Annotated in this window: 25 protein-coding genes; 12 read left to right on the forward strand and 13 right to left on the reverse strand. The window is 56.7% G+C overall.

Annotated elements, in window-relative coordinates; translation table 11 throughout:
- The first annotated feature begins 9 nt into the window (after positions 1-9).
- Positions 10-1,077: an oxidoreductase gene (locus BJ887_RS07915; RefSeq protein WP_121339703.1), complete on the forward strand. Its 1,068-nt coding sequence runs from the start codon at positions 10-12 to the stop codon at positions 1,075-1,077.
- 49 nt (positions 1,078-1,126) lie between these two features.
- Here BJ887_RS07915 and cybB read toward each other — a convergent pair whose 3' ends face one another.
- Positions 1,127-1,657 carry a cytochrome b561 gene (gene cybB, locus BJ887_RS07920; protein ID WP_121339704.1) on the reverse strand — a complete coding sequence of 177 codons (531 nt, stop codon included), beginning with the start codon at positions 1,655-1,657 and terminating at the stop codon, positions 1,127-1,129.
- Positions 1,658-1,846: 189 nt separating this feature from the next.
- Here cybB and gap point away from each other — a divergent pair, with 189 nt between their 5' ends.
- Positions 1,847-2,848 carry a type I glyceraldehyde-3-phosphate dehydrogenase gene (gene gap / locus BJ887_RS07925; protein WP_020884211.1) on the forward strand — a complete coding sequence of 334 codons (1,002 nt, stop codon included), beginning with the start codon at positions 1,847-1,849 and terminating at the stop codon, positions 2,846-2,848.
- 48 nt (positions 2,849-2,896) lie between these two features.
- Here gap and BJ887_RS07930 read toward each other — a convergent pair whose 3' ends face one another.
- Complete coding sequence (locus BJ887_RS07930; RefSeq protein ID WP_121339705.1) at positions 2,897-3,700, reverse strand: YdcF family protein; 804 nt, start codon at positions 3,698-3,700, stop codon at positions 2,897-2,899.
- A 202-nt stretch (positions 3,701-3,902) separates the two neighbouring features.
- Here BJ887_RS07930 and BJ887_RS07935 point away from each other — a divergent pair, with 202 nt between their 5' ends.
- From BJ887_RS07935 to BJ887_RS07950, 4 genes are all read left to right on the forward strand, one after another.
- Positions 3,903-5,555, forward strand: coding sequence for an MFS transporter (locus tag BJ887_RS07935; protein WP_032681063.1), 1,653 nt, complete (start codon positions 3,903-3,905; stop codon positions 5,553-5,555).
- 31 nt (positions 5,556-5,586) lie between these two features.
- A complete protein-coding gene (locus BJ887_RS07940; RefSeq protein ID WP_014169974.1) occupies positions 5,587-6,669 on the forward strand; it encodes an HlyD family secretion protein in 1,083 nt (360 codons plus the stop codon).
- A complete protein-coding gene (locus tag BJ887_RS07945) occupies positions 6,666-8,045 on the forward strand; it encodes an efflux transporter outer membrane subunit (protein ID WP_025204251.1) in 1,380 nt (459 codons plus the stop codon). Before BJ887_RS07940 ends, BJ887_RS07945 begins: the two co-directional genes overlap by 4 nt.
- Positions 8,046-8,133: 88 nt before the next feature.
- On the forward strand, positions 8,134-8,793 hold the full coding sequence (locus BJ887_RS07950; protein WP_044857164.1) for an O-methyltransferase: 660 nt from the start codon (positions 8,134-8,136) through the stop codon (positions 8,791-8,793).
- 43 nt (positions 8,794-8,836) lie between these two features.
- Here BJ887_RS07950 and hrpA read toward each other — a convergent pair whose 3' ends face one another.
- On the reverse strand, positions 8,837-12,739 hold the full coding sequence (hrpA, locus tag BJ887_RS07955; protein ID WP_014169971.1) for an ATP-dependent RNA helicase HrpA: 3,903 nt from the start codon (positions 12,737-12,739) through the stop codon (positions 8,837-8,839).
- A 205-nt stretch (positions 12,740-12,944) separates the two neighbouring features.
- On the opposite strand from hrpA, the gene azoR reads away from it, so the two are divergent.
- The gene (gene azoR / locus BJ887_RS07960) at positions 12,945-13,550 is read left to right on the forward strand and encodes an FMN-dependent NADH-azoreductase (RefSeq protein ID WP_017693462.1); all 606 of its coding nucleotides are present in this window, start codon (positions 12,945-12,947) and stop codon (positions 13,548-13,550) included.
- A gap of 96 nt (positions 13,551-13,646) precedes the next feature.
- Positions 13,647-14,330 (forward strand): RluA family pseudouridine synthase, encoded by a 684-nt coding sequence (locus BJ887_RS07965; protein WP_020884216.1) that lies wholly within the window; start codon positions 13,647-13,649, stop codon positions 14,328-14,330.
- A 7-nt stretch (positions 14,331-14,337) separates the two neighbouring features.
- Here the strand turns inward: BJ887_RS07965 and BJ887_RS07970 are convergent, their stop codons facing one another.
- Positions 14,338-14,877 (reverse strand): DUF2058 domain-containing protein, encoded by a 540-nt coding sequence (locus BJ887_RS07970; protein ID WP_014169968.1) that lies wholly within the window; start codon positions 14,875-14,877, stop codon positions 14,338-14,340.
- A gap of 171 nt (positions 14,878-15,048) precedes the next feature.
- Here BJ887_RS07970 and BJ887_RS07975 point away from each other — a divergent pair, with 171 nt between their 5' ends.
- Both BJ887_RS07975 and BJ887_RS07980 read left to right on the forward strand, forming a co-directional pair.
- Positions 15,049-16,023: a DUF1852 domain-containing protein gene (locus BJ887_RS07975; protein WP_014169967.1), complete on the forward strand. Its 975-nt coding sequence runs from the start codon at positions 15,049-15,051 to the stop codon at positions 16,021-16,023.
- A gap of 26 nt (positions 16,024-16,049) precedes the next feature.
- Positions 16,050-17,078, forward strand: coding sequence for a methionine synthase (locus BJ887_RS07980; protein WP_025204256.1), 1,029 nt, complete (start codon positions 16,050-16,052; stop codon positions 17,076-17,078).
- A 3-nt stretch (positions 17,079-17,081) separates the two neighbouring features.
- Here the strand turns inward: BJ887_RS07980 and BJ887_RS07985 are convergent, their stop codons facing one another.
- Entirely contained in the window at positions 17,082-18,014 is a 933-nt protein-coding gene (locus BJ887_RS07985) for a LysR family transcriptional regulator (RefSeq protein WP_014169965.1), read from the reverse strand.
- A gap of 99 nt (positions 18,015-18,113) precedes the next feature.
- Here BJ887_RS07985 and BJ887_RS07990 point away from each other — a divergent pair, with 99 nt between their 5' ends.
- Positions 18,114-18,548 carry a DMT family transporter gene (locus tag BJ887_RS07990; RefSeq protein WP_121339746.1) on the forward strand — a complete coding sequence of 145 codons (435 nt, stop codon included), beginning with the start codon at positions 18,114-18,116 and terminating at the stop codon, positions 18,546-18,548.
- Between the two features lie 4 nt (positions 18,549-18,552).
- The gene (locus BJ887_RS07995; protein WP_032681070.1) at positions 18,553-19,023 is read left to right on the forward strand and encodes a DMT family transporter; all 471 of its coding nucleotides are present in this window, start codon (positions 18,553-18,555) and stop codon (positions 19,021-19,023) included.
- A gap of 2 nt (positions 19,024-19,025) precedes the next feature.
- On the opposite strand, the gene BJ887_RS08000 is transcribed toward BJ887_RS07995, so the two are convergent.
- From BJ887_RS08000 to BJ887_RS08035, 8 genes are read right to left on the reverse strand one after another with little or no spacing between them, the layout of a single operon-like run.
- Positions 19,026-19,553 carry a DUF3833 domain-containing protein gene (locus BJ887_RS08000; RefSeq protein ID WP_032678108.1) on the reverse strand — a complete coding sequence of 176 codons (528 nt, stop codon included), beginning with the start codon at positions 19,551-19,553 and terminating at the stop codon, positions 19,026-19,028.
- Positions 19,550-20,074, reverse strand: coding sequence for a hypothetical protein (locus tag BJ887_RS08005; protein WP_121339706.1), 525 nt, complete (start codon positions 20,072-20,074; stop codon positions 19,550-19,552). Before BJ887_RS08005 ends, BJ887_RS08000 begins: the two co-directional genes overlap by 4 nt.
- The gene (locus BJ887_RS08010; protein ID WP_121339707.1) at positions 20,071-20,556 is read right to left on the reverse strand and encodes a DUF2878 domain-containing protein; all 486 of its coding nucleotides are present in this window, start codon (positions 20,554-20,556) and stop codon (positions 20,071-20,073) included. The genes BJ887_RS08005 and BJ887_RS08010 overlap by 4 nt, the downstream gene beginning before the upstream one ends.
- On the reverse strand, positions 20,553-21,773 hold the full coding sequence (locus BJ887_RS08015; protein ID WP_059306168.1) for a cyclopropane-fatty-acyl-phospholipid synthase family protein: 1,221 nt from the start codon (positions 21,771-21,773) through the stop codon (positions 20,553-20,555). Before BJ887_RS08015 ends, BJ887_RS08010 begins: the two co-directional genes overlap by 4 nt.
- Positions 21,770-22,492: a DUF1365 domain-containing protein gene (locus BJ887_RS08020; RefSeq protein WP_014169958.1), complete on the reverse strand. Its 723-nt coding sequence runs from the start codon at positions 22,490-22,492 to the stop codon at positions 21,770-21,772. Before BJ887_RS08020 ends, BJ887_RS08015 begins: the two co-directional genes overlap by 4 nt.
- 1 nt (position 22,493) lies before the next feature.
- Complete coding sequence (locus BJ887_RS08025; RefSeq protein WP_068794603.1) at positions 22,494-23,753, reverse strand: NAD(P)/FAD-dependent oxidoreductase; 1,260 nt, start codon at positions 23,751-23,753, stop codon at positions 22,494-22,496.
- Positions 23,750-24,469, reverse strand: a complete 720-nt coding sequence (locus BJ887_RS08030; protein ID WP_063156021.1) for an SDR family NAD(P)-dependent oxidoreductase — start codon at positions 24,467-24,469, stop codon at positions 23,750-23,752. Before BJ887_RS08030 ends, BJ887_RS08025 begins: the two co-directional genes overlap by 4 nt.
- Positions 24,466-24,900 (reverse strand): nuclear transport factor 2 family protein, encoded by a 435-nt coding sequence (locus tag BJ887_RS08035; protein ID WP_014169955.1) that lies wholly within the window; start codon positions 24,898-24,900, stop codon positions 24,466-24,468. Before BJ887_RS08035 ends, BJ887_RS08030 begins: the two co-directional genes overlap by 4 nt.
- Between the last annotated feature and the right edge of the window lie 51 nt (positions 24,901-24,951).

A 24,951-nucleotide genomic window follows, 5' to 3' on the forward strand; every position in this document is an offset into this window, starting at 1 on the left:
GAGAAGGTCATGAGTAAAGAGAAGACAATCAACATTGCGCTGATCGGGTATGGATTTGTAGGCAAGACCTTCCATGCCCCGCTGATCCAGTCCGTGGACGGCCTTAAGCTGGCGGTGGTTTCGTCTCGTGATGAAGAGAAGGTTAAACGCGATCTTCCTGATGTTCAGGTGGTGGCAACCCCGGAAGAGGCAATTCAGCATCCCGATGTCGATCTGGTGGTGATTGCCTCCCCTAACGCCACCCACGCGCCGCTGGCAACGCTTGCCCTGAATTCAGGCAAACATGTGGTCGTGGATAAACCGTTCACGCTCGACATGCAGGAAGCCCGCGACCTGATTGCCCTGGCGCAAGAGAAGCAACTGCTGCTCTCCGTCTTCCATAACCGCCGCTGGGACAGCGACTTCCTCGGCATTAAGCAGATTATTGAGCAAGGAACCCTTGGCAAGGTCAAACACCTTGAGTCGCACATTGACCGTTTCCGCCCGGAAGTGCGCGTGCGCTGGAGAGAGCAAAACGTGCCCGGTAGCGGTCTGTGGTTTGATCTGGGGCCGCACCTGATTGACCAGACGCTGCAGCTCTTTGGACTGCCACAGTCGGTACAGGGCAATATCGCCACGCTGCGTGACGGCGCGGAAATTAACGACTGGGCACACGTGGTCTTAGATTATCCGCAACATAAAGTGATTTTGCACTGCAGCATGCTGGTGGCTGGCGGAACGGCACGTTTTACCGTTCACGGCGATAAAGGCAGCGTGGTGAAAGCCCGAATCGACCAACAGGAAGCGCAGCTGCTGGCGGGCGTGATCCCCGGCAGTGAGGCCTGGGGCGAGGACAGTGACAGCATGGTGTTCTTTGGTGCAAACGGTGAGCCGCAGACCGTTACCACGCCGAAAGGCGATCAGCGTCAGTACTACATCAACGTGCGTGATGCGCTACTCGGAAAAATCACCAATCCGGTTCATCCGGTCGAGGCGCTGGCGGTGATGGCGGTACTGGAAGCGGCCGTGAAATCCTCAGAGACGGGCACCACTCAGGCGCTGGAGTTAACCCCGGAAGAACGCGCTCAACTGCAATAAAACGCTAAAAAAAAGCCCTGCAGACTGCTGCAGGGCTCGCGGTTATGGGTTACCGGCGTTTTTTTGGCATCATGCGCAGGAGGGTGTTGTCTTTCCAGAAATAGTGATGCATCAGCGCCGCCATCGCGTGCAGACCAATCACAACGTACCCCACGTTGGCCAGCGTCTCGTGCCACTCTTTCAGAACGTCGACCAGATCAAAATTCGATTCTGCCGCGTGCGGCATCACCAGACCAAAGGCTAACCAGTCAGTACCGCGGTTATACATCATGACAATACCAATCAGCGGCAGCGCGATGAACAGCAGATACACCACCAGATGGCCAAGATGGGACAGTCCGGTCACCATCGGTTTTGGCTTCGGTTCAATCGGCGGTGCGCGGAATTTAAGGCGAACCACTAAACGCGTCACCATCAACACCAGTACAGAGATGCCGCACGAAACGTGGATCATGTTGATTACCGGCCGGGCGGTGCGTGGGAAGAAGCCTTTGAACTCCATCGCGCAGTAGGCGACGATGATTAACAAAAACACCAGCCAGTGGATAGCAATTTGCAGGCTTGTATATTTAGTACGCATGAGATTTCCTGATAAATAACCGATATCGCGCCAACATAATCCCCTTTCCTTAAAAATTCATTAATTTTTCTGTATGGTTTTTCAAATACTTCCCCTCGCATGAAGCTTCTTCAATTGCCGCCCTGTCCGTGATGGTCTAAGCCTGGATGAGTTCAAACTGTCGCAAAGACGCGTTCACAGGAGTACACCATGAGTAAAATTGGCATTAACGGATTTGGACGCATAGGACGCCTTGTCCTGCGTCGCCTTCTTGAAACCCAGGACAGCAACACCGTCGTCGCCATCAACGATCTTACTTCTCCCAAAGTACTGGCTTATCTGCTCAGGCATGATTCCAACTACGGTGGCTTCCCGTGGAGCGTAGATTTCACCGAAGACGCCCTGATTGTTGACGGAAAAACTATCGCCGTGTACGCCGAAAAAGAGGCAAAACATATCCCGTGGAAAGCCGCGGGCGTCGATATCGTCGTGGAATGCACCGGCTTCTACACGTCGGCAGAAAAATCACAGGCACACCTTGAAGCCGGTGCCAAAAAAGTGCTGATCTCTGCCCCTGCCGGTGAGATGAAAACCATCGTGTATAACGTGAATGACGATACCATTGACGCCAGTGATACGATTATTTCCGTTGCTTCCTGTACCACCAACTGCCTCGCCCCACTGGCAAAAGCCCTGCACGATGCGTTTGAAATAAAAGTGGGCACCATGACTACCATTCACGCCTATACCGGCACGCAGGCGCTGGTGGATGGCCCGCGCGGGAAAGATCTTCGCGCCTCACGCGCCGCGGCGGAGAATATTATTCCGCACACCACCGGGGCGGCCAAAGCCATCGGTCTGGTGATTCCGGCCCTCAGCGGCAAGCTGAAAGGCCACGCCCAGCGCGTACCGGTGAAAACCGGTTCAGTGACCGAGCTGGTCTCGATTCTGGGTAAAAAGGTCACCGTTGAGGAGATCAACGCCGCGCTGAAAAAAGCGACGCAGGGGAATAAATCTTTTGGTTATACCGATGAAGAGATTGTTTCGTCTGATGTGATTGGCTCTCACTTTGGTTCTGTCTTTGACGCCACACAGACCGAGGTATCAGAGGCTGGCGATCTGCAACTGGTGAAAACCGTCGCCTGGTATGACAACGAATACGGTTTCGTCACCCAGCTGGTGCGCACGCTGGACAAATTCGCCTCGCTGTAATGCCTGTCCCCTCTCCGCGGAGAGGGGAATACCGCAAACGGCCTCTGCTCAGAGAAGCGACCGGTGGTTCAGGGCTTCCGTAAGCACAGGATCCTGCTGTAACCGTGCCCACGCTGCAGTCACCTCGTCGGGGAATTCAACGTGTGCAATAAAATCACGCCCGGCCGGGCCATAGCCATTCATGTCATCACAGAGTCGCGGAAGTTCGCCTAAAATGAGCGAGAGATAGCGCTCTACCGGCCAGAGGCCAGCGCTCTCCCCGCTGAACACCAGCCCGTTTTCGCCATTTTTCAGCACCGGTGTATAGCCCGGGTGGCTGACCCACTGCGGCGAAGCAGACTCGTCACGGCACACGCGGGCAAAGGTTGCCATCGTGCGGCGCTGCATGGTCGGATCCTGCACGACCAGCACGCGCCCGGACGTCTGTTGATGCTGTTTAAGCATGTTCCAGCTAAAACGCGCGTTTTCTCCGCAGTTGGTTGATTGATCGTCAACCCACACGTGCGCATCTGGGATCTGCCAGAACTGGCGGGCAATATCGGCCAGAATACGTGCTTCCGCTCGCCCGGTTACCGGGACAGTGTGATAATGCGGATGCTGAGCGATGGCCGCATACAAAAACGCGGTCGAATGGCCAATCCCTCCGCTAATCAGTAACGGAACGTCGTGTTCAGCGGCAATACGGCAGGCAGCGTCGATGGTCGGCATCACCGCGTTTCCGGCCAGAATAACCCTGTCAACCGCCGCCACGTCGCGGGTATCGCCCAGATCATCCTGTGCCAGCCACTGGCCGACCGTGTTAATTGCCGCCAGGGTTGACTCCGGCAGAAGGGGAAAATGCGTCTGAACCATGGTGATGTCCTCAGTTGCTCTGGTTCAGATTAACGACTTCAGATCGACAAAACAACGGCCTCCCGGGCCGCTCTTTTTCCTTAACCTGTTCTTCAACATTTGATTAACCTGCGAAAATCATATTCACTTGAATTATCATTTGCGGCAAACGTAGAATCGTTAGCCCACTCATTATTCAATTTTTTCTAAGGTAAAAGACGTTATGCGCCTGCCCGAACGCGACCCTTATGCTCCTCGCGAGTGGCAGCCTCATGAGAAACCCGCCCTGTTGGGTTCGCCCTCCACGCCAGAACACAGCACGCCAAAACGGATTGCCTACGGGGTTGTCGGTCTGCTGGTGTGCCTGACGGGGGCGCTGGGTAATGCGGTGGTTACCGCCAATCTGCAAAATCTGCAGGGGACCTTCGGGGCCTGGTCGACAGAAATCGCCTGGCTCCCGGCGGTGTATGTAATGACCAACATCTCCATCAACCTGCTGCTGGTGAAATTCCGCCAGCAGTATGGTTTGCGTGCCTTCACGGAAGGTTTTCTGGTGCTGTATGTGCTGGTCACCTTTTTCCACCTGTTTGTAAACGATCTCAGCTCCGCGCTGATGGTGCGTGCCGCGCACGGGATGGTGGCCGCCGCGCTCAGCTCCCTCGGTATTTACTACCAGATACAGGCCTGGCCCGCGAAACACCGTCTGAAGGCACTGACCATCGGGATTACCGGGTCATCGCTCGCCATCCCCCTCGCCCGCCTCTTTTCGACCGAGCTGCTGCAGCTTGACGAATGGCGCGGGCTTTACTTCTTTGAGCTCGGGCTGGCGCTCATTTCACTGGCCTGCGTGATAGCGTTGAAATTGCCTCCTGGCGACCGGCGCAAGGTCTTCGAGAAAAAAGACTTCATCACCTTCTTTTTACTGGCCCCGGGGATGGCGCTGCTCTGCGCTGTGCTCTCCTTAGGCCGTCTTTACTGGTGGTTTGAAGCGCCGTGGATCGGCTGGTCGCTGGCATTAGCGCTGGTATTAATCGTGTCTGCGATCGTGTTTGAACATAACCGTTCTAACCCGTTGCTGAATACCCGCTGGTTGTCGAGCGGCAGCATCGTGCGTCTCGGGCTCATTATGCTGCTGATCCGCATCGTGCTGGCGGAGCAAAACACCGGCGTTATCGGCTGGCTGCAGTATGTCGGCCTGCAGAATGAGCAGATGACCCACCTGGCGTGGTCTATTTTTGCCGGTATTGTCTGCGGGATTGTGACCAGCTGTTTGACCATCAAGCCCACAAAACTGGCGTGGCCGATCATTACCTCGCTGGCGCTTATGATTGTTGCCTCCCTGCTGGACAGCCAGTCGAACAACCTGACCCGCCCGGACCAGCTGATGCTCAGCCAGTTCCTGCTGGGCTTCGGCAGCGCCTTCTTCCTCGCGCCCGCCATGCTGGCCGCGATTGGCGGGGTTATCGCCGATCCGCGTAACCTGGTGAGCTTCTCGGTGATGTTTGGCATGAGCCAGAACCTCGGCGGCCTGCTCGGCTCTGCCATCCTGGGGACCTTCCAGACCTGGCGCGAGAAATACCACTCCAGCATGCTGGCCGATCAGCTCACAACCCTGAACCCGCTGGTGAATGACCGTATTCAGGCTTACACCGGGCTGTACCGGAGCCTGATTGGCGACAGCTCGCTGCTGGGCACCCAGGCCATCACACAGCTGCAAACGGTTTCATCGCTTGAGGCAAATATTCTGGCTTATAACGATACTTATTTACTGACGGCGAGCATTGCCGCCGCCACCCTGGTCTGGATTTTATGGCGCTTGCTGCGCCTGCGCCTGACTGCCCGTATGGCCCTGAAGAAGGCAACAGGCAACAAGTAATGAATATGAAGATGATTTCTCTGGAGATGTTATGAGTCAGCAGGATGCCGCTAAAGAGCAGGCCAACACCCGTAAAAATGTCCGTATCGTTTCGGTTTTCACCGCGGCGGCAATCGGTATTGTCGGCGTACTGGTGATCCTCTACGCCTGGCAGCTACCCCCGTTCACCCGCCACTCGCAGTTTACTGATAATGCCTACGTGCGCGGACAGACGACCTTTATCAGCCCACAGGTTAACGGCTATATCACTGAGGTGAAGGTGCAGGATTTCGACCGGGTCAAAAAGGGCGAGCTGCTGCTGCAGATTGATGACCGTATCTACCGCCAGCGGGTGCATCAGGCCGAGGCACAGCTGGCGATGAAGATTGCCGCCCTGAACAACAATCTGCAACAGCGCAAAAGCGCCGAAGCGGTGATCGCCAAAAACGAAGCGGCTCTGAAAAATGCCCGCGCCCAGAGTCTGAAATCCCAGGCGGATTTGAAGCGCGTGAAGGACCTGACGGCGGATGGTTCACTGTCTATCCGTGAGCGCGACGCCGCGCTGGCAAGCGCAGCCCAGGGCAGCGCCGACATTGATCAGGCGAAAGCCACGCTGGAAATGTCGCGCCAGGATCTGCAAACGGTGATCGTCAATCGCGGCGCGCTGGAGGCGGATGTGGAAAACGCCAAAGCGGCGCTGGAGCTGGCGCAAATTGACCTGCAAAACACGCGCATTGTGGCGCCTCGCGACGGCCAGCTTGGTCAGATCGCCGTTCGTCTGGGCGCTTACGTTACCGCCGGAACCCACCTCACCACCCTCGTGCCGCCTCAGCACTGGGTGATCGCCAATATTAAAGAGACGCAGCTGGCGGAGCTTCGGGTGGGTCAGCCGGTGAAATTCACCGTCGATGCATTAAATGATAAGGCCTATCAGGGCCGCGTGGAGAGCATCTCTCCTGCAACCGGCGTTGAGTTCAGCGCCATCACGCCGGATAACGCCACGGGTAACTTTGTCAAAATTGCCCAGCGTATTCCGGTGCGAATTGAAGTATTGGGTGACCAGGAAGCCTATCAGCTTCTGCGTCCGGGCATGTCGGTGCAGGTGACCATTGATACGCGGGAGGCGAAGCAATGACCCTTCGCCCGATAGCCGTTCTGATGATGATGACCGTGCTGGCCGGTTGCCAGTCGGTCGACGTGAAACCGGCGCAGCCGTCGCTGCACATCCCCACGCAATGGCGAGCAACAGCAGGCCCGGCAAGCCCTGCAGAACAGCTCTGGTGGCGTAATTTCCACGACAATAATCTGAACCGCTATGTGGACCTGGCGCTTAAGAACAACAGCGACGTGCTGATTGCCCGCGAACGGATTAACGAGTATCAGGCGCGGGTCTACGCGGCCGACGGCAGCCTGTTTCCGTCGCTGGATGCTGGCGTCACGGGCACCCGCGCGCGGACACAATCTGCTGCCACCGGTCTGCCGATCTACAGCAGCCTGTATAAAGGCAGCCTCACCGCCAGCTATGATGTCGATATCTGGGGCGTAAATCGCAGCACCGCGAATGCGGCTGAAGCCTCGCTGGACGCGCAGAAAGCCGCGGCGGCGGCGGCAGATCTTACCGTGGCGTCCTCGGTCGCCTCCGGCTATATCACCCTGCTGTCCCTCGATGAACAGCTTCGCGTCACCCGCTCCACGCTGAAGTCCCGGGAAGAGGCATTCACTCTCGCTAAACGCCAGTTTGAAACGGGCTACAGTTCACGCCTGGAGCTGATGCAGTCCGACTCCGAACTGCGATCCACGCGGGCGCAGGTTCCCCTGCTGCAGCATCAGATTGCACAGCAGGAGAACGCCCTGAGCCTGCTGCTGGGGAGCAACCCGGGCGAGGTCGCGCGCAGTGAAAGCTTCGCGGCCCTGACGCCCCTGACATTGCCCTCGCAGCTGCCCTCCTCGCTGCTTAATCGCCGTCCGGATATTGTGCAGGCTGAAAAGCAACTGGTTGCGGCTGATGCCTCGCTGGCTGCCTCACGCGCCAGCCTGCTGCCGTCGATCAACCTGACCGCAACCGGATCGATACAGGATCGCACGCTCTCCGGCTTACTCGACAACCCGCTGCAGCTCTGGAGCGTCGGCGGCAGCATTCTTGCTCCGCTGCTCAACCGCCAGGCGCTGAACGCACAGGTGGATATTTCGCAGTCCCAGCGCAACCAGGCGCTTTACAGTTATGAAAAAACCGTCCGTAACGCCTTTGCCGAGGTCAATAACAGTCTTGATGCCATCACGCGCTATCAGGAACAACTGACGGAGCTGCTTGCCCAACAAGATGTGGCGCAAGAGACGCTGCGCATAGCGCAAAACCGCTATCGCAACGGCTATTCGTCGTACCTGGATGTGCTGGATGCCCAGCGCACGCTGTTCTCGGTACAAACCAGCGTCGTGCAAGTCAAAAATAACCTGCTGCTGGCGCAGGTTGATTTGTACAGAACACTGGGCGGAGGCTGGAGCAACGCGTGACCTGATACCCCACAGGCCCTCTCCGGCATGGAGGGGGCGAAAACCGGATCGCAGCGCAACCCGGTGTTTGCCACTCAGGAGTCAATCTATGCAACAACAGTGGTCTGCAGTCGATAATTACATGATCTCTTCACTCATTCCCGAGGATGATATCCTCCAGCGGGTGCTGGAAAACAACCAGCGAGCTGGTTTACCCGAACACGATGTCGCGGCCAATCAGGGGCAGCTGCTGGCGCTTTTTGTCCGCATGACGCAGGCACGGCGGATCCTTGAAATCGGCACGCTGGGCGCCTACAGCACTATCTGGATGGCGCGTGCGCTGCCACCTGACGGGAAGTTGATCACCCTCGAAGCGGACCCCATCCATGCCCGCGTTGCACGGCAGAATATCCAGCTGGCGGGGCTCAGCGATCGGATTGAGCTCATTGAAGGCCAGGCGCTGCACTCTCTTGAACACATCGGTGATATTCCGCCGTTCGACCTGATCTTTATCGATGCCGATAAGCCAAACAATCCGGGGTATCTGGAGTGGGCACTGTACTACTCGCGTCCGGGAACGCTGATCGTCGGGGATAATGTGGTTCGGGACGGCGAAGTGATTAACGCGCAAAGCGACGATGCCCGCGTACAGGGCGTCAGACGATTTATTGAGATGATCGGGGATAACCCGCGCCTGACGGCGACCGCGCTACAAACGGTGGGCAGTAAAGGATGGGATGGCTTTACCCTGGCCGTGGTGAATCGCTAAACGCAGATGCCCTCTCTCACAGAGAGAGGGCGAACACCCGACGTTACGCCGAAATCTGCTCCATTGCCTGCAAAATACGCTTATCCGAAATGGGATACGGCGTACCGAGCTGCTGGGCAAAGAAGCTGACGCGCAGCTCTTCGATCATCCAGCGGATCGCCTGCACGTCTTCATCGTCACGGCGCGCTGGCGGCAATTTGTTGAGCCACTGCTGCCATGCCTTCTGCACGCTTTCCACTTTCAGCATCTGCGCGCGGTCACGATGCGGATCGATAGCCATTTTCTCCAGACGTTTTTCGATCGCCTGCAGATAACGCAACGTATCGCCAAGGCGTTTGAAGCCGTTGCCGGTAACGAATCCACGGTACACTAACCCGGCCATTTGCGCTTTCACGTCCGACAGCCCCAGCGCCATGGTCATATCCACGCGCCCTTTCAGGCGTTTGTTGATATTGAACACGGTGGTGAGGATCTGCTCGACCTGTTTCGCAATGTCGACCACGGTGTCGTTCAGTTCTGCCCTGACTTTCTCGTGCAGTACCGCAAACTCCGCTTCTGACCAGACCGGACCGCCCGCCTCGTGGATAAGCTTGTCCACGCCACAGGAGATGCAGTCGTCAATCAGATCCAGCACTTTACCGTACGGGTTAAAGTAGAGGCCAAGCTTGGCTTTGTTCGGTAACTTCTCGTGCAGATATTTAATCGGTGACGGAATATTAAGCAGCAGCAAACGACGCAGACCACGCCACATCATCTGCTGTTGTTCCTGTGGATTATCAAAGAGTTTGATGGCCACGCTGTCACGCTCATCCACCAGTGCAGGCCAGGCCTTCACCCTGTAGTTGCCGCGTTTTTGCTCATAGCTTTCCGGAAGCTCTCCAAAGCTCCAGATGTGCAATCCGCTCTGCTCGATACCATCATCAGCCACCGCAGAAAGCGTCTCCTGGACTTTACCTTTCAGCGCCTCTTTCAGTTCGGTCAGCGATCGGCCTTCCTGCAGCTTTTTGTTTTTGTCGTCCACCACGCGGAAGCTGATTTTCAGGTGATCGGGCACCTGGTCCCAGTGCCAGTCGTCGCGGTCGACGGTTACGCCCGTCATGCGCCTGAGCTCACGCTCCAGCGAATCCAGCAGCGGCAACTCCAGCGGCGTTACGCGGCCTAAAAACGCTTCGGCATAGTTTGGCGCAGGCACAAAGTTACGACGCACCGGTTTTGGCAGCGATTTGATCAGCGCAATCACCAGCTCGCGACGCAGCCCCGGAATTTGCCACTCGAATCCGCTCTCTTCGACCTGGTTTAACAACGGCAGCGGAATGTGTACGGTGACGCCATCCGCATCCGCGCCCGGCTCAAACTGATAGGTCAGACGCAGCTTGAGAGAGCCCTGATGCCAGAAGTTCGGGTAATCGAGTTTGCTGACCGACTCCGCCCCCTCTTTGATCAACATGCTCTTTTCAAAGTTGAGCAGGTCCGGGGTCTCTTTGCTGGCCTTCTTCCACCAGCTGTCGAAGTGGCGGGCAGAAATCACATCGTGGCTGATACGCTGGTCGTAAAACTCAAACAGCGCCTCGTCGTCGACCAGAATGTCGCGGCGACGGGATTTATGCTCAAGCTCTTCCACTTCGGCACGCAGTTTGAGGTTTTCACGGAAGAACGCATGACGCGTCTGCCAGTCGCCCTCCACCAGCGCGTGACGAATAAACAACTCGCGACACAACGCGGGATCTATCTGGCTGTAGTTAACCTTGCGCGCGCCAACCACCGGCAGACCGTAAACGGTCACTTTTTCGGTCGCCATCACCGCGCCCTGCGCGCGCTCCCAGTGCGGTTCACTGTATGAGCGTTTCAGCAGATGCTGGGCAACAGGTTCAACCCATTCAGGATCAATGCGCGCCGCAATGCGGCCCCACAGGCGGCTGGTTTCCACCAGTTCGGCCACCATGGTCCATTTAGGCGGTTTCTTGAATAAACCGGACCCCGGGAAGATGGAGAAACGGGCGTTACGCGCCCCGGTATACTCCTGCTTGTCGGCATCCTTCATCCCGATATGGGAGAGCAGACCGGTCAGCAACGCAATGTGAATTTCGCGGTACTCCGCCGGTTCACTGTTAACCGGAATGCCCAGCTCTTTCACCACCTGACGCAGCTGCGTGTAGATATCCTGCCACTCGCGCACGCGCAGATAATTGAGGAAATCGACGCGGCACTGGCGGCGGAACTGGTTCGACGACAGCGCTTTCTGCTGCTCGCCGAGGTAGTTCCACAGGTTCACAAAGGCGAGGAAGTCGGACTCTTTATCGTGGAACCGACGGTGTTTTTCATCAGACGCCTGCTGCTTGTCCATCGGACGCTCGCGCGGATCCTGAATCGAGAGCGCGGAGGTAATGATCATCGCTTCACGCACACAGCCGTGTTTCTGTGCTTCCAGCACCATGCGCGCCAGACGCGGGTCAACCGGCAGCTGGCTGAGCTGACGACCCAGCGGCGTCAGTTTGTAGGCGCTAGCCTGCTCGTCGGTGGTGATGGCACCCAGCTCTTCCAGCAGGCGCACGCCGTCCTGAATGTTGCGCTTGTCCGGCGCTTCGACAAACGGGAACGCGGCGATGTCGCCAAGCCCTAGCGCAGTCATCTGCAGGATGACCGACGCCAGGTTGGTGCGCAGAATTTCCGGGTCAGTAAACTCCGGTCGCGACAGGAAATCGTCCTCGGAATAGAGGCGAATACAGATCCCTTCCGACACACGGCCGCAGCGGCCTTTACGCTGATTAGCGGAAGCCTGAGAAACCGGCTCAATTGGCAGGCGCTGCACTTTGGTGCGGTAGCTGTAGCGGCTGATACGCGCCGTACCCGGGTCAATCACATATTTGATGCCCGGCACGGTAAGCGAGGTTTCCGCCACGTTGGTGGCCAGCACAATACGACGTCCGCTGTGCGGCTGAAACACGCGGTTTTGTTCGCTGTTTGACAGGCGCGCATACAGCGGCAGAATTTCGGTATGGCGAAGATCGCGCTTGCTGAGGGCGTCAGCGGTATCGCGGATTTCCCGTTCGCCGCTCAGGAAAATCAGAATGTCACCCGCGCTTTCATTTCCCAGCTCGTCGACGGCATCAAAGATGGCCTGCAGCTGGTCGCGCTCGGTATCGTCCGCGTCTTCCACTATCGGGCGATAGCGCACCTCCACCGGATACGTTCGGCCAGAGACCTCGATAATCGGCGCATTGTTGAAATGCTTTGAGAAACGCTCCGGATCGATGGTGGCCGAGGTGATGATAATTTTCAGGTCCGGGCGACGCGGTAACAGTTCTTTCAGATACCCGAGCAGGAAGTCGATATTCAGGCTGCGTTCGTGCGCTTCATCGATAATGATCGTGTCGTACTGCATCAGCAGACGATCCTGCTGGATTTCCGCCAGCAGAATACCGTCAGTCATTAGCTTGACCATGGTGTTATCGCTAACGTGGTCGCTGAATCGCACCTTATACCCAATGCAGCCGCCGGGCTGCGTTTGCAGCTCTTCGGCAATACGGTTCGCCACGGTACGCGCCGCCAGACGACGCGGCTGGGTGTGACCAATCAGCCCTTTCACCCCACGCCCCAGCTCCATACAAATTTTCGGCAGCTGAGTGGTTTTCCCTGAACCGGTTTCCCCTGCGACAATCACCACCTGGTGGTCGCGCACGGCGTCAAGAATGTCCTGTTTTTTCTGACTGACCGGCAGGTTTTCCGGGTAGGTAATCTCCGGACGTGCGGCTTCGCGCAGCACGACTTTCCCTGCCGCCTGTTCAATCTCTTTGGCCATCTCCTGATAAATGGCCTGTTGTGCATCAGGATTTTTAACCTTCTTCACCCCGTGCAGACGGCGGGCGAACCGCTGTTTATCACGCAGCATCAGTGAATCAAGCTGTTGCAGGAGCATCGGGAAGGTTAATTTTTGTTGTTCTGTCATAGCGTTAACGGGCAGTGCACTGCCGGGTAAAATCTCTTTTTAATGATTGCTATAGAGTATCACATTGGCGCTTTGAGTGCCTTATTCAAAAAATTCGAACATAGACTTCGATATATTGCGCTATCCCTGCGACAGGATTGTGAATAGAGTGTCAACAAGCAACGGGGCAACCCCCTTCAATCAAATGCAAAAACAGGAATCACCCATGAGCAAAGTATTAGTATTGAAATCCAGTATTCTGGCAGGGTACTCACAGTCTGGTCAGCTCTCTGACTACTTCGTTGAACAGTGGCGTGAACAGCATTCTGCTGATGAAATCACCGTGCGTGACCTGGCTGCAAACCCGATTCCTGTGCTGGATGGCGAACTGGTTGGCGCGCTGCGTCCAAGCGACGCTCCCCTGACGCCACGTCAGCAGGAAGCCCTGGCCCTCTCTGACGAACTGATTGCTGAACTGCAGGCGCACGACGTTATCGTGATCAACGCGCCAATGTACAACTTCAACATCCCTACTCAGTTGAAGAACTACTTCGACCTGGTTGCCCGTGCCGGCGTAACCTTCCGTTACACTGAAAACGGTCCTGAAGGTCTGGTGAAAGGTAAGCGTGCGATTGTACTGACCAGCCGTGGTGGTATTCACAAAGACACCCCAACTGACCTGGTTGCACCGTACCTGACTCTGTTCCTGGGCTTCATCGGTATCACCGACGTGAATTTCGTGTTTGCTGAAGGTATTGCCTACGGCCCGGAAGTTGCGACCAAAGCGCAGACTGACGCGAAAGCCGCTATCGACAGCCTCGTAGCCGCTTAATCATCCCCCTCTCACCGCCTGGTGGGAGGGTTTCTTTCTGTCCCCGCCGCTAAAAATTCGCTATCATCCGCACCCACTCTTCTGTCGGGCCGTCTGATGTCTGCGATTATAGATTCTTTTATTGCCCCACCGTGTCACGACGAGATCGAGATCCTCTGGCAGGACGAACATCTGGTCCTGATTAATAAGCCTTCCGGTCTGCTCAGCCTTTCAGGCAAAAATCCGCAAAATCGCGATTCAGTGCATTATCGACTGGTACAGACGTTTCCCGGCTGCACGCTGGTGCATCGTCTGGATTTCGGTACATCCGGGCTGATGGTGATTGCGCGCAATAAAGCGATTAATGCCGCTCTCTGTCACCAGTTCAGCCAGCGCGCCGTGCGAAAGGTATACAGCGCCCTGCTTTGCGGGCATGTGGAAAACGACGAGGGAGTGATTGATGCCCCGATTGCTAAAGATCCGGCGCTGTTCCCGCTGATGTCGATTTGTGCGATTACCGGCAAGCCCGCACGCTCACGCTATCAGGTGATGGACCGGTTTTATGATGCGGCACTGCCGTTGACGCGGGTCAGACTGACCCCGGAGACCGGGCGAACCCACCAGCTGCGTATTCACTGCCAGCAGTTGGGCTACCCTATTTTAGGCTGCGATCTGTATGGTGGTCTTGCACTGCCGGGCACCGAACAGATACCGCGGCTGATGCTGCACGCCAGCGAGCTGGATTTTGTGCATCCGGTGAGCGCAGAGGCAATTAACGCCCGTCACGCCGCACCGTTTTAAGCGCTGCTTACCACATCAAATCGTCAGGAATTTTGAAATCTGCGTACGGATCGTCTTCATCCTGCTCTTCCTGACTCAGGGCGCTGTTTAACACGATACTCTCGGCATCGCGCTGGGCGATTTTATCGGCCACCACTGCCGGGATAATCGCATAGTCGCAGTCGCCATTGGCATTAATCACCAGACGCGCAATCGCCAGGCGGCCATTGATCAGCTGGGCCTGCGTCTGCTTGTCGACCTCGATTTTTTTGATGAGATTGCCGTCGGTAAAGTTAAAGGCGATGGTGCCTCTGGTCACGGTGATGCGGTTCATTTCGATCAGCTGCTTGACCTGCGCTTTAAACTCTTTCGCCAGCGTCGCCTGCTTCTGCTGCTCGCTCAGCTGCTTGTCACGCTCGAGCTGCGCTTTTTTATTCTCTTCTACTGCTTCCCTTGCTTCACGGGCCTGAACGCGCGATTTCTTGGCCGTGCGCTGAACTTTAGCCATCTTCTTGCTGCTGACTAAGCCTGCTTTCAGCATCTGCTCTTGTAGGGTGAGTTTTGTCATGATCGTTTCTAAACCGTATTGAAATTTTGGGGATTATACCTGGAAAGGCGCTGTTCATGAAGATAGCTCATGTTGCAGTGAAATTAAGTCACTTCCCCTCCGTCACGGGCTCAGGCATAAATTATGCATTGGTAACTTCTTAGCAACAAGAACTTAGGATGTATAACGACGATGAGTAATGCTTTTACATTTAGCCTTAAGCGTAGTTGCTTTGATGAAAATTATAACCCTTCAGAAAATACGCGTACCACCACCAACTTCGCCAACCTGGCCCGTGGCGAAAAACGCCAGCAAAACCTGCGAAATACGCTGGTGATGATGAATAACCGTTTTAACGCGTTAGCGCGCTGGGATAACCCAAAAGCCGATCGCTATGCGCTCGAACTGGACATTATTTCTGTGGATTTGCATATCGGCGCTGAGAAGCCCTTCCCGGCTATCGAAATATTGCAGACAACGATCGTTGATAAAAAGACCCATGAGCGCATCGACGGTATCGTTGGAAATAATTTCTCGTCCTATGTCCGCGATTATGATTTCAGCGTCTTGCTGCCGGAGCACAATAAAAATCAGTCCCGCTTCGCGATCCCGGATAATTTTGGTGAGCTGCACGGCACTATTTTCCGGCATTTCGTTAACTCACCTGAATACAAAGAGAACTTCAAAAAGGCACCGGTGATCTGCCTGAGCGTCTCCAGCAAAGACACCTACCGCCGCACAGGCAACCAGCACCCGGTGCTGGGCATCGAGTATCGTCCGGACGGTACATCCTTAACCGAGCAGTACTTCGGGAAAATGGGTCTGCAGGTTCGTTACTTTATGCCTGAGAATAGCGCAGCGCCGTTTGCGTTTTATTTCACTGGCGATTTATTACGGGATTACACCAACCTGGAGTTGATTAGCACCATCAGCACCATGGAGACTTTCCAGAAAATTTATCGCCCTGAAATTTACAATGCGAACTCGACCGCCGGAGAATGCTACCAGCCCGATCTGAATCATGAGGATCATTCATTAACAAAAATTGTTTATGACCGTGAAGAACGCAGCCGGCTGGCAATTGAACAGGGCAAATTTACGGAAGCGTATTTCATCAAGCCCTATAAACCTCTTCTTGAGCAGTGGTCAGGTCACAACACGCTTTAATTAATCGATAATAAAGGTCTTCTACTATGAAAACATTGCTCCCGACTTCAACGGCTGGCAGTTTGCCTAAGCCAACCTGGCTTGCGCAACCCGAAACGCTCTGGTCGCCATGGAAATTGCAGGATCAGGAATTACTTGCCGGTAAACAGGATGCGCTGCGTTTATCTCTGGATGAGCAGATCCGTGCGGGCATTGATATTGTCAGCGACGGGGAACAGACTCGTCAGCACTTCGTCACCACCTTTATTGAACACCTCAGCGGCGTTGATTTTGAGAACCGCCAGACCGTGCGAATTCGTAACCGCTATGACGCGAGCGTGCCGACCGTGGTGGATGCCGTCGCGCGTCAAAAACCAGTGTTCGTTGATGATGCAAAGTATTTACGCCAGCTCACGGATAAACCGATCAAGTGGGCTCTGCCCGGCCCGATGACCATGATCGACACCCTCTATGACGCTCACTATAAAAGCCGCGAAAAGCTGGCCTGGGAATTTGCCAAAATTCTCAACCAGGAAGCGAGGGAGTTAGAAGCGGCGGGCGTTGATATCATCCAGTTTGATGAACCGGCCTTTAACGTGTTTTTTGATGAGGTGAACGACTGGGGTATTGCCGCGCTGGAACGTGCCATCGAAGGTTTGCGCTGCCAGACCGCGGTCCATATCTGCTACGGGTATGGCATCAAAGCCAATACTGACTGGAAAAAAACGCTCGGTTCAGAATGGCGGCAGTATGAAGAAGCCTTCCCTAAACTGCAGACGTCCAATATCGACATCATCTCTCTGGAGTGCCACAACTCCCGCGTACCAATGGATCTGCTGGAACTGATCCGCGGCAAAAAGGTGATGGTGGGTGCCATTGACGTGGCGACCAATACCATTGAGACGCCAGAGGAAGTGGCCGATACGCTGCGTAAAGCGCTGCAGTTTGTCGATGCCGACAAGCTGTGGCCATCAACAAACTGCGGGATGGCCCCGCTCTCACGTCAGGTAGCCAACGGAAAACTCAACGCCCTGAGCGCCGGCGCCGACATTATCCGTAAAGAACTCGGCGCGTAATCGCTACGTCTGCCAGTAAGGCGGGGTGCCGAAAAGCGCCACGTAATGATCAATCACCGCCCTGACGTTCAGGGGCGGGTGACGGGCGTGAGGATAGATCGCCGCAATGTTCAGCGGCTCGGTATTTATGGCGCACTCCCGTTCCGCGAGGAGTGCGACCAGTTCCCCCTTCTGCAGTCTGTCGCCAATCAGCCAGTCCGGAAACAGCACGATCCCCATCCCGCCCAGCGCGGCAATGAGCAGCGACTCCGCATTATTGGAGGTCATCAGCGGCACCACGGGGTAATGCACCCAGGCTTCCCCCTGACCTCGCACCAGCCAGCGATTGGGACCTGACGACCCGCGGTAGACCAGGCACCGGTGACGACTGAGGTCATCCGGCCCGTCTGGCACACCGTGTTTTCGCAAATAGTCCGGCGACGCGGCCAGATGGTAACGCTGCTGGCCAAAAACCCGCGCGTGAAAGGTTGAATCCGTCAGCATGCCGATGCGAAAGATAACGTCGGCGGCATCTTTGTGTGGGTCGATAAAGTCATCGGTCAGCGTCAGCTCTATATTCAGCCGGGGATACCGCGCCGCCAGTGCAGGCAGGCCAGGGGCAACGTGTCGCTGCCCAAAGTACACCGGGCCATTTATGCGCAGCGTCCCGGAAGGCTCCGTCGAACGCTCATCCAGCTCCCGACGCGCCTCCTCCAGGCTTTCCACCATCGCTCTGGCGTAGCGGATAAAAAGGTGGCCGCTTTCCGTTGGGATCACCGCCCGGGTATTACGATAGAAAAGCTGCTGGCCGAGCGCATCCTCAAGCTGATGGATAACGCGTGAAACCTGCGAAGCAGACATCCCCTCCCGCCGGGCGACCACAGAAAAGTTTTGCGCTTCGTAAACCGCAATAAAAACCCGCAGCGAGCGGATATTCATATTTCCGGCATCAACCATTAGTGCATTTCCTGCAAAGGTGTTTCCTGCATTATGGCATTTTTCTCATCGATGTTCAGGGCTAGTCTGTTTCACCTTCAGAACGTAGAGATAATGAATATGCAATGGTTGTTAATTTTACTGGTTATTCTCGGCGGCATGGGCCTCTCTGTAGAGGCTGGCTTGCTGGGGCCACTGGGTGGGGAAGTCGGCGATTTATGGGCCACGTTCAGTATTTTCGGTACAGGTGCCGCGCTGACGTTTCTGCTGATGCTGTTTTTCAGCCCGCGTAACAGCACGTCGTTTTTCGCACAGCCCGCATGGCAACTGCTCGGCGGCGTACTCGGGCCCGTTTACGTCGTCATTTTGACCCTCGCCACGCCGGCCATCGGCATTGCTCTGACGATGATTGGCATTCTGGCAGGTCAGGTCTTTAAGAGTCTTATCATTGACCACTTTGGGTTGCTGGGCACCACGCCCAGAAAGATTAACGGTAAACGCATCATCGCGCTGCTTTTCATCATTGCCGCGCTGGTTCTGGTTGCACAGGGGTAACAAAATGACACTGATTATGATTATGTTGGCAGTGTGTGGCGGTGCGACGCTGAGCATCCAGGCCGCCATCAACGGACAGCTGGGAAGCAGCGTGGGCGTCTTTAAAAGCGCGTTTCTGACGTTTTCCGTTGGTGCGCTGGTCACCGCCCTGCTGATATTCTTCTTTGAACCCAAACAGGCCGTTACCCTGATGGACGTGCCCAAATGGCAGCTGCTCGGTGCCCTGTTCGGCGTGCCCTACATTGTGATAATGGTACTGGCGGTACAACGCATCGGTACCGCCGTTGCCACGGTCGCGGTGATCTTCGGCCAGCTCACCATGAGTATGTTGATTGACAGCTTTGGCTGGCTGGGTAACGCCGTCATTCCGTTTTCGCTGAGCCGTCTCGGGGCCATCGTCTGCCTGGCCATTGCGCTGATCTTCATCTACCTCAGCAGCAAAACCCCAGCCGAACCGGCGCCCGGGAGCGAGTAACGTCACGCCTTGCGGGTAAAGAACAGCGTCACCGTGGCGACGGTGACGCCCAGTTTCTTCAGCTCTGTTTTATTGAACAGATGGGTTTCATCCTGCAGGTACATCCAGTCGTCAAAGTGCAGCAGCCAGGTGCTGCCATTGGCTTTCACCTGCATGCTGTAATGCCAGTTGAAGGCGTTTCCCGCCGCCTGCCCGGTCGCCACCCCTTCGATATCCCCTGCCGTGCCTTCGTAGCGATCGCCACCCATCCGTCGGATATGCCATACCCGCTGCTGCTTTTCGCCGTCGTCATAGACGAAATGTTCATTGAGCGTCAGCGTATCGCCGATAACGTCCCCGGCAATCTCAACGTGAAACCGGCGCAACTGTTTACCGCTGCGATCCTGCACCATGCCCCACGCTTCGGTTTTCCCCTGAAAATAGTGGAAGATATCCAGCTTCGGCTGCTGCTGACGGTATTCCGTCACCTCTGTACTGCAGCCGGCCAGCAGCATCGTTACCGCCAGCGCGATGACCAGAATACGTTTCATTGTTGCCCTCCTGTCAGCTGCTGACGCAGCGCGGGATATTGCGTGCGGGGACTGAGCCAGATTGCCAGAAAGCGCGTGCTGAACGCTGCGGACTGACGTGGTCCCAGTGGAATAAAGTTTTTCCGCGCCGCCGAAGCGCGGTACCAGAACTGCCCCTGCCTGTCGGTGACCACAAACGCCAGCTGGCTGCCCGGCCCAACATCGGGCCAGAGCGACTGGAGCATACGCAGCCAGGCTTCGCTTTGGGGTTCCTGCTCGAGGATCCCCTGTGCCTGCCACTGATCGCGCGTTGCCTCAACCAGGTCGTCACGGTCGATTTCACGCACGTAAGTGATGATCAGCGCCCGATCCCCGTTCTCCCCGCTGTAACGCCCCTCCGGCGTGCGAAGCTGTGAGGTATAGACGGTGAACGGCCCCCAGGTCAGCGTGGCGTCACCGACCTTGCGCCAGGTCAGCCAGTCGGCAGCCTGAGCCACGGGGGACAGGATTATCAGTAAGAGAAGCAGTGCCGCAGCTCTCATTTTTGTCTCCCCACCAGCAGATGGAAAAACAGCATCAATACCAGCCAGCCCGGTGCCATCCAGCTGATGACAATAAAGGTCGGCTCCAGAAAAGTAATGGCACCAAGCCGTTCGCCAATCAGATAGGCGACAGGCCCGCCCACGGTTGCCAGCAGGGTCAGCAGCCAGCCGGGTAATGTTGTTGTGCGCGTCAGCTGAGTCCAGACGGTGGCGAACATCAGCCACAGTGCCACCATCCACAGCGGCATCAGTGACTCACCCGTAAACGCAAGCAGGCCCGTCAACGCCCAGAGCGTATCCAGCAGGCTCCCTGCCGCGGCCAGCGCAATGGCGTAAAGTCGGTACGCGGACGGCAACAGCAGGCAGGCCACAACCGCCAGCACGATCCAGATAATCAGGCCCTGCTCGCGAAAGAGCACCACCAGCGTCCAGTAAAAATCGAACGCGATAGCCAGCAGAAAGACCTGCAAATAATGTTTCATACGCGCTCGGCGGTCAGCTGCACCACGCTGATGGTGCGGGCGTTAAACCCGGCTTCGCAGTAGCCGAGGTAGTACAGCCACATCCGACGAAACCGCTCATCGAACCCAAGCTTTTCAATCTCCTGCCATGCATGCACGAAGCGCTGGCGCCAGAGAGCCAGCGTGCGGGCATAGTCGGGCCCCATATCAAAGAGATTGCGCATCACGAAATCGGTGTGGCGCGTCATAAGCTCATTCATGGCGGTGATGCTTGGTAAAAAACCGCCGGGAAAAATGTAGCGCTGGATAAAGTCGACGCTTTTGCTGTAGTCGCGATAGCGCTGGTCCTGAATGGTGATGGCCTGTATTGCCATACGACCTCCCGGTCGCAGCCTGGCCTGACAGGTGCGGAAGAAGGTTGGCAGATAGCGCTGCCCCACGGCCTCAATCATCTCTATCGAGACCAGCTTGTCGTACTCTCCGGTGAGGTCGCGGTAATCGCACAGCAGTACCTCAACGCGATCCTGCAACCCGGCGCGGACAATCCGTTCTTTCGCCCAGAGATACTGCTCCTGCGACAGCGTCGTGGTGGTCACCCGACAGCCATAATGACGGGCGGCATATTCCGCCATCGCGCCCCAGCCGGTGCCAATTTCCAGCAGGTGATCATTGGCGTTCAGCGCCAGCTGATCGCACAGGCGAGCCATTTTGGCCTGTTGAGCCGCCGTGAGATCCTGCTCATCTGCGGTGAACAGCGCACTGGAGTAAAGCAACTCGTTGTCCAGAAAATGGGCATAGAAGGTGTTACCCAGATCGTAATGCGCGGCAATATTTTCGCGGGCCTGGGCGCGTGAGTTTCGCCGCGTCCAGTGGCGAAGCCGTTCAAGCGGCCTGCTGAACAGACGAAATCCCTTTTCCAGCCGGCCAAGCACCTGCCCGTTAAGCGCCAGGATCTCAAGCAATGGTGTGAGCTGTGTGGTTTCCCATTCGCCATCCATCCAGGCCTCAGCGGCGGCGAGGCTGCCCCCCCTTAAGACACGCCAGTACACGCCCGGGCTCAGGATCTGAACGTCAGCATGCAGCGCAGCGGATGTCTCGCCGAAATGGAACGTCTGCGCACCCTCACGCAGGGTCAGCGAGCCGCCGCGGATACCGCTTAACAGACGAAACAGCAGCCAGCGCGCGATGCGGACGTTGCGCGGGATATCGGGTTCAAGCGCAAAGACGGGATCGGTCATGAGCGTTCACTCCTGCTGACGGGATGGTTATACAGCGGCACGCGCTTGAGCCACAGCCGCAGCGCCTGCCAGTAAATAGCGAAAACGGTTTTGAGGGTCATCAGTGGAATGCGCAGCAGCAGCGACCGCAGTGCCGCCCGGGTAAGCGGCTCCCGGCGTAGCGCCAGCGTGGCGTCAAACACCTTCGCTTCCTGATGGTTTTCAATGTGCATATGCAACGAGTCGTCAGGCGGGTTAAAGCGCCAGTGGTAAACCATGTCCATCGGGTTAAAAGGGGAAACATGAAACGCTTTTTCTGTGGGACGCGCATCCTGCCCATTCACTGCGTAGTAATGACGCTCATTCCAAGGGGTATTGCGAACTTCCGCCAGCACCCAGCGCAGCGTCTCCGCCCGGTCATAGCAGTAGTAAAAGTTGACCGGATTAAAATGGAATCCGAAGTAGCGCAGCTGCGTCAGGAGCATAACCCGCCCCTGCGGCCGTTCTCCGGTCAGGCTTTCAAGCCTGGTGAGGACGTTCTCTTTAAGCGGCGTGCCCAGCGGATAATCCGCATCATGGAACGAAGCGGCGGCAACACGATTGCGACGGACCCCGACCGCGGGCAACGTCTCCAGCTCATCGAGATCGAGCCAGGCCATAAAGACGCTGTAGCGGAACTGGTGCGCTTTCGGCCGGAAGCGACGATGGCGTAAGACACCGTGATAGAGGCAGCTGTTCATTTCAGTTCCCCTCCCCGGCGGCTATCGCATTCACCACGTCCAGCGCACTGCGCACGCCATCTTCATGAAAGCCGTTGTACCAGTAAGCACCGCAGAACCAGCTACGCTGGTGGCCGTTAATCTCACCGCGACGCGCCTGTGCACGCCAGCTTTTGGGGTTAAACAGCGGGTGTTCATAGACAAAGCGTTTCAGAACGAAGCGTTCATCCACGGGGATGTCCGGATTAAGGGTGACGCAGAACAGCGGGCTACCCGCAGGCAACCCCTGCAAAATATTCATGTTGTAGGTGACGCAGGCGCTGGCCTGATCCTGCTGGCTCAGACGGTAGTTCCAGCTCGCCCAGGCACGCTGACGTACCGGTAGCCAGCGCGGATCGCTGTGAAGCACCACCTCATTACGCTGCCAGCCGATATCGCCCAGCACGTCCTGCTCAGCCGCGCTCGGCGCGTCAAGCATCGCCAGCGCCTGCCCTGAGTGACAGGCAAAAATCACCTGATCAACGCTGTGGCTCGCGTTGTCGAGCTGGATCGTTACCCCATTCTCCTGACGAATCACCCGCTGCACCGGGGCGTTGAGGTGTAGCGTCAGGCGGTCACCGAGTTTATCCAGCATGGCGCGGATGTATTCCCGCGAACCTCCGGGCACGACGTACCACTGCGGACGATGCGTCACATCCAGCAGGCCGTGATTGTCAAAGAAACGCAAAAAGAGCGGCAACGGAAAACGTTTCATCTCCTGCAACGACGATGACCAGATGGCCGCCCCCATCGGCAGAATGTAGTGACGTGCGAAAAACGGCGTAAAGCGGTGCCTGTCCAGAAACGTCTGCAGCGTCGCGTGCGGGTCTGGCTCGCTCTCCAGTGCCTGTTTCGCCAGGCGATTAAAGCGGACAATCTCCCCGAGCAGCCGCCAGAACGACGGGTTCACCAGGTTTCGTCGCTGGGCAAATAACGAGGTCAGGGTGTGTCCGTTGTACTCCAGCCCGGTTTGCGGGTTATGCACCGAAAAGCTCATCTGCGTCTTTTGCCCGCTGATACCCAGCTCGCTCAGCAGGCCCATAAATCGTGGGTAGGTACGGTCGTTGTAGACGATAAAACCGGTATCGATGGCGAAAGTGCCCTGTGGCGTCGGCACGTCAACCGTCGCGGTATGCCCGCCGGGAGTGGCCCCCGCTTCGAACAGCGTCACCTCATGATGACCGGCAAGACGCCAGGCACAGGTCAACCCGGCGATGCCGCTGCCGATAATGGCAATCTTCATGAACGCACCATCCTGCGCAGCAGTGCGCGCTGAAGAAATGCGGGAAGCCCTGAGAGCAACCGCAAGATAAGGCCAAACCCCACCGGAAACGCAATTTGCATTTTCCCTTTTGCCAGCCCGGTCCGAATGGCCTGAACGGCCTCCTCAACGCTCACCCTGCCCGGCATGGCAAAGTCATTTTTTCGCGTCAGCGGCGTATCAACGAAGCCCGGGAATACCACCGTCACGGCGATCCCTTTCGGCTCCCAGTCGAGCCGCAGACTGTCGGCAAACCAGCTCAACGCCGCTTTGGACGCGCCGTAAGCCTCTGCGCGCGGGAACGTCAGCCAGTGCGCCATGGAGCTGACCAGCACCACGCGGTTGCCTGAAACCAGCTGCGGCTGTAACGCGGCCAGACAGTTCACCGGCCCGAGGAAATTGGTGGTCATCACCCGCTCTACCAGCGCTGCATCCACCACGCCCTGCTCAAGGTATTCGCAGGTACCGGCGCAGAGAATAACCAGGTCGGCATAGCAGCCCATCAGCGCCTGGCGACAGGCGTCCCTGTCTGTCATATCGAACAGGCGAACCGTGATAGTGGGGCTGTGCTGATGCAGGGCGTCCAGACGCGCCGGATCGCGCCCGCAGGCGATAACCGTGTGGCCGTCAGCAGCGAAGGATTTCGCCAGCCCGGCGCCGATGCCCGAACTTGCTCCGGTAATCAGAACCGTGCTCATGCGTTCACCCTCCGCTTCACTCCGCGCACTGCCCAACCGAGCAGCGGAAGGTGTTCGTAGATCATCTCTCCGGCGTCGTAATAGTCACGCTGGCGGGTAATTAACCCATGTTCGGTCTCCACCACCGAACATCCCGGCAGGTCGAGCGGCTCGCCTCCGGCAATGCGCGGATGCGACCAGTGCATAATCCACGTGACAACGAAACGGCGGTCACCGAACAGCGGAGGATCAATGGTAAAACGGCAATTTTCTACATTGGCCAGCAAATGGGTGAAATAGCGCTGGAGCGCGAAAATCCCGTCATGCTCGCCGAACGGATCGATAAGCGTGGCATCCGAATGATAAAGCCCGACCAGCGCTGAGGGCGGCTGGCTATCCAGTGCGGTGTAGTACTCAACAAACCGACTCACGACTGAGGGCAAAGTGCTCATGGGTCACATCCTGGCGGTAAACAACGTGGCGTAATCGCATAATTAAAACTT

It is taken from the genome of Enterobacter sp. WPR_3_1, from assembly GCF_003635055.1.
Lineage (GTDB): Bacteria > Pseudomonadota > Gammaproteobacteria > Enterobacterales > Enterobacteriaceae > Enterobacter > Enterobacter ludwigii.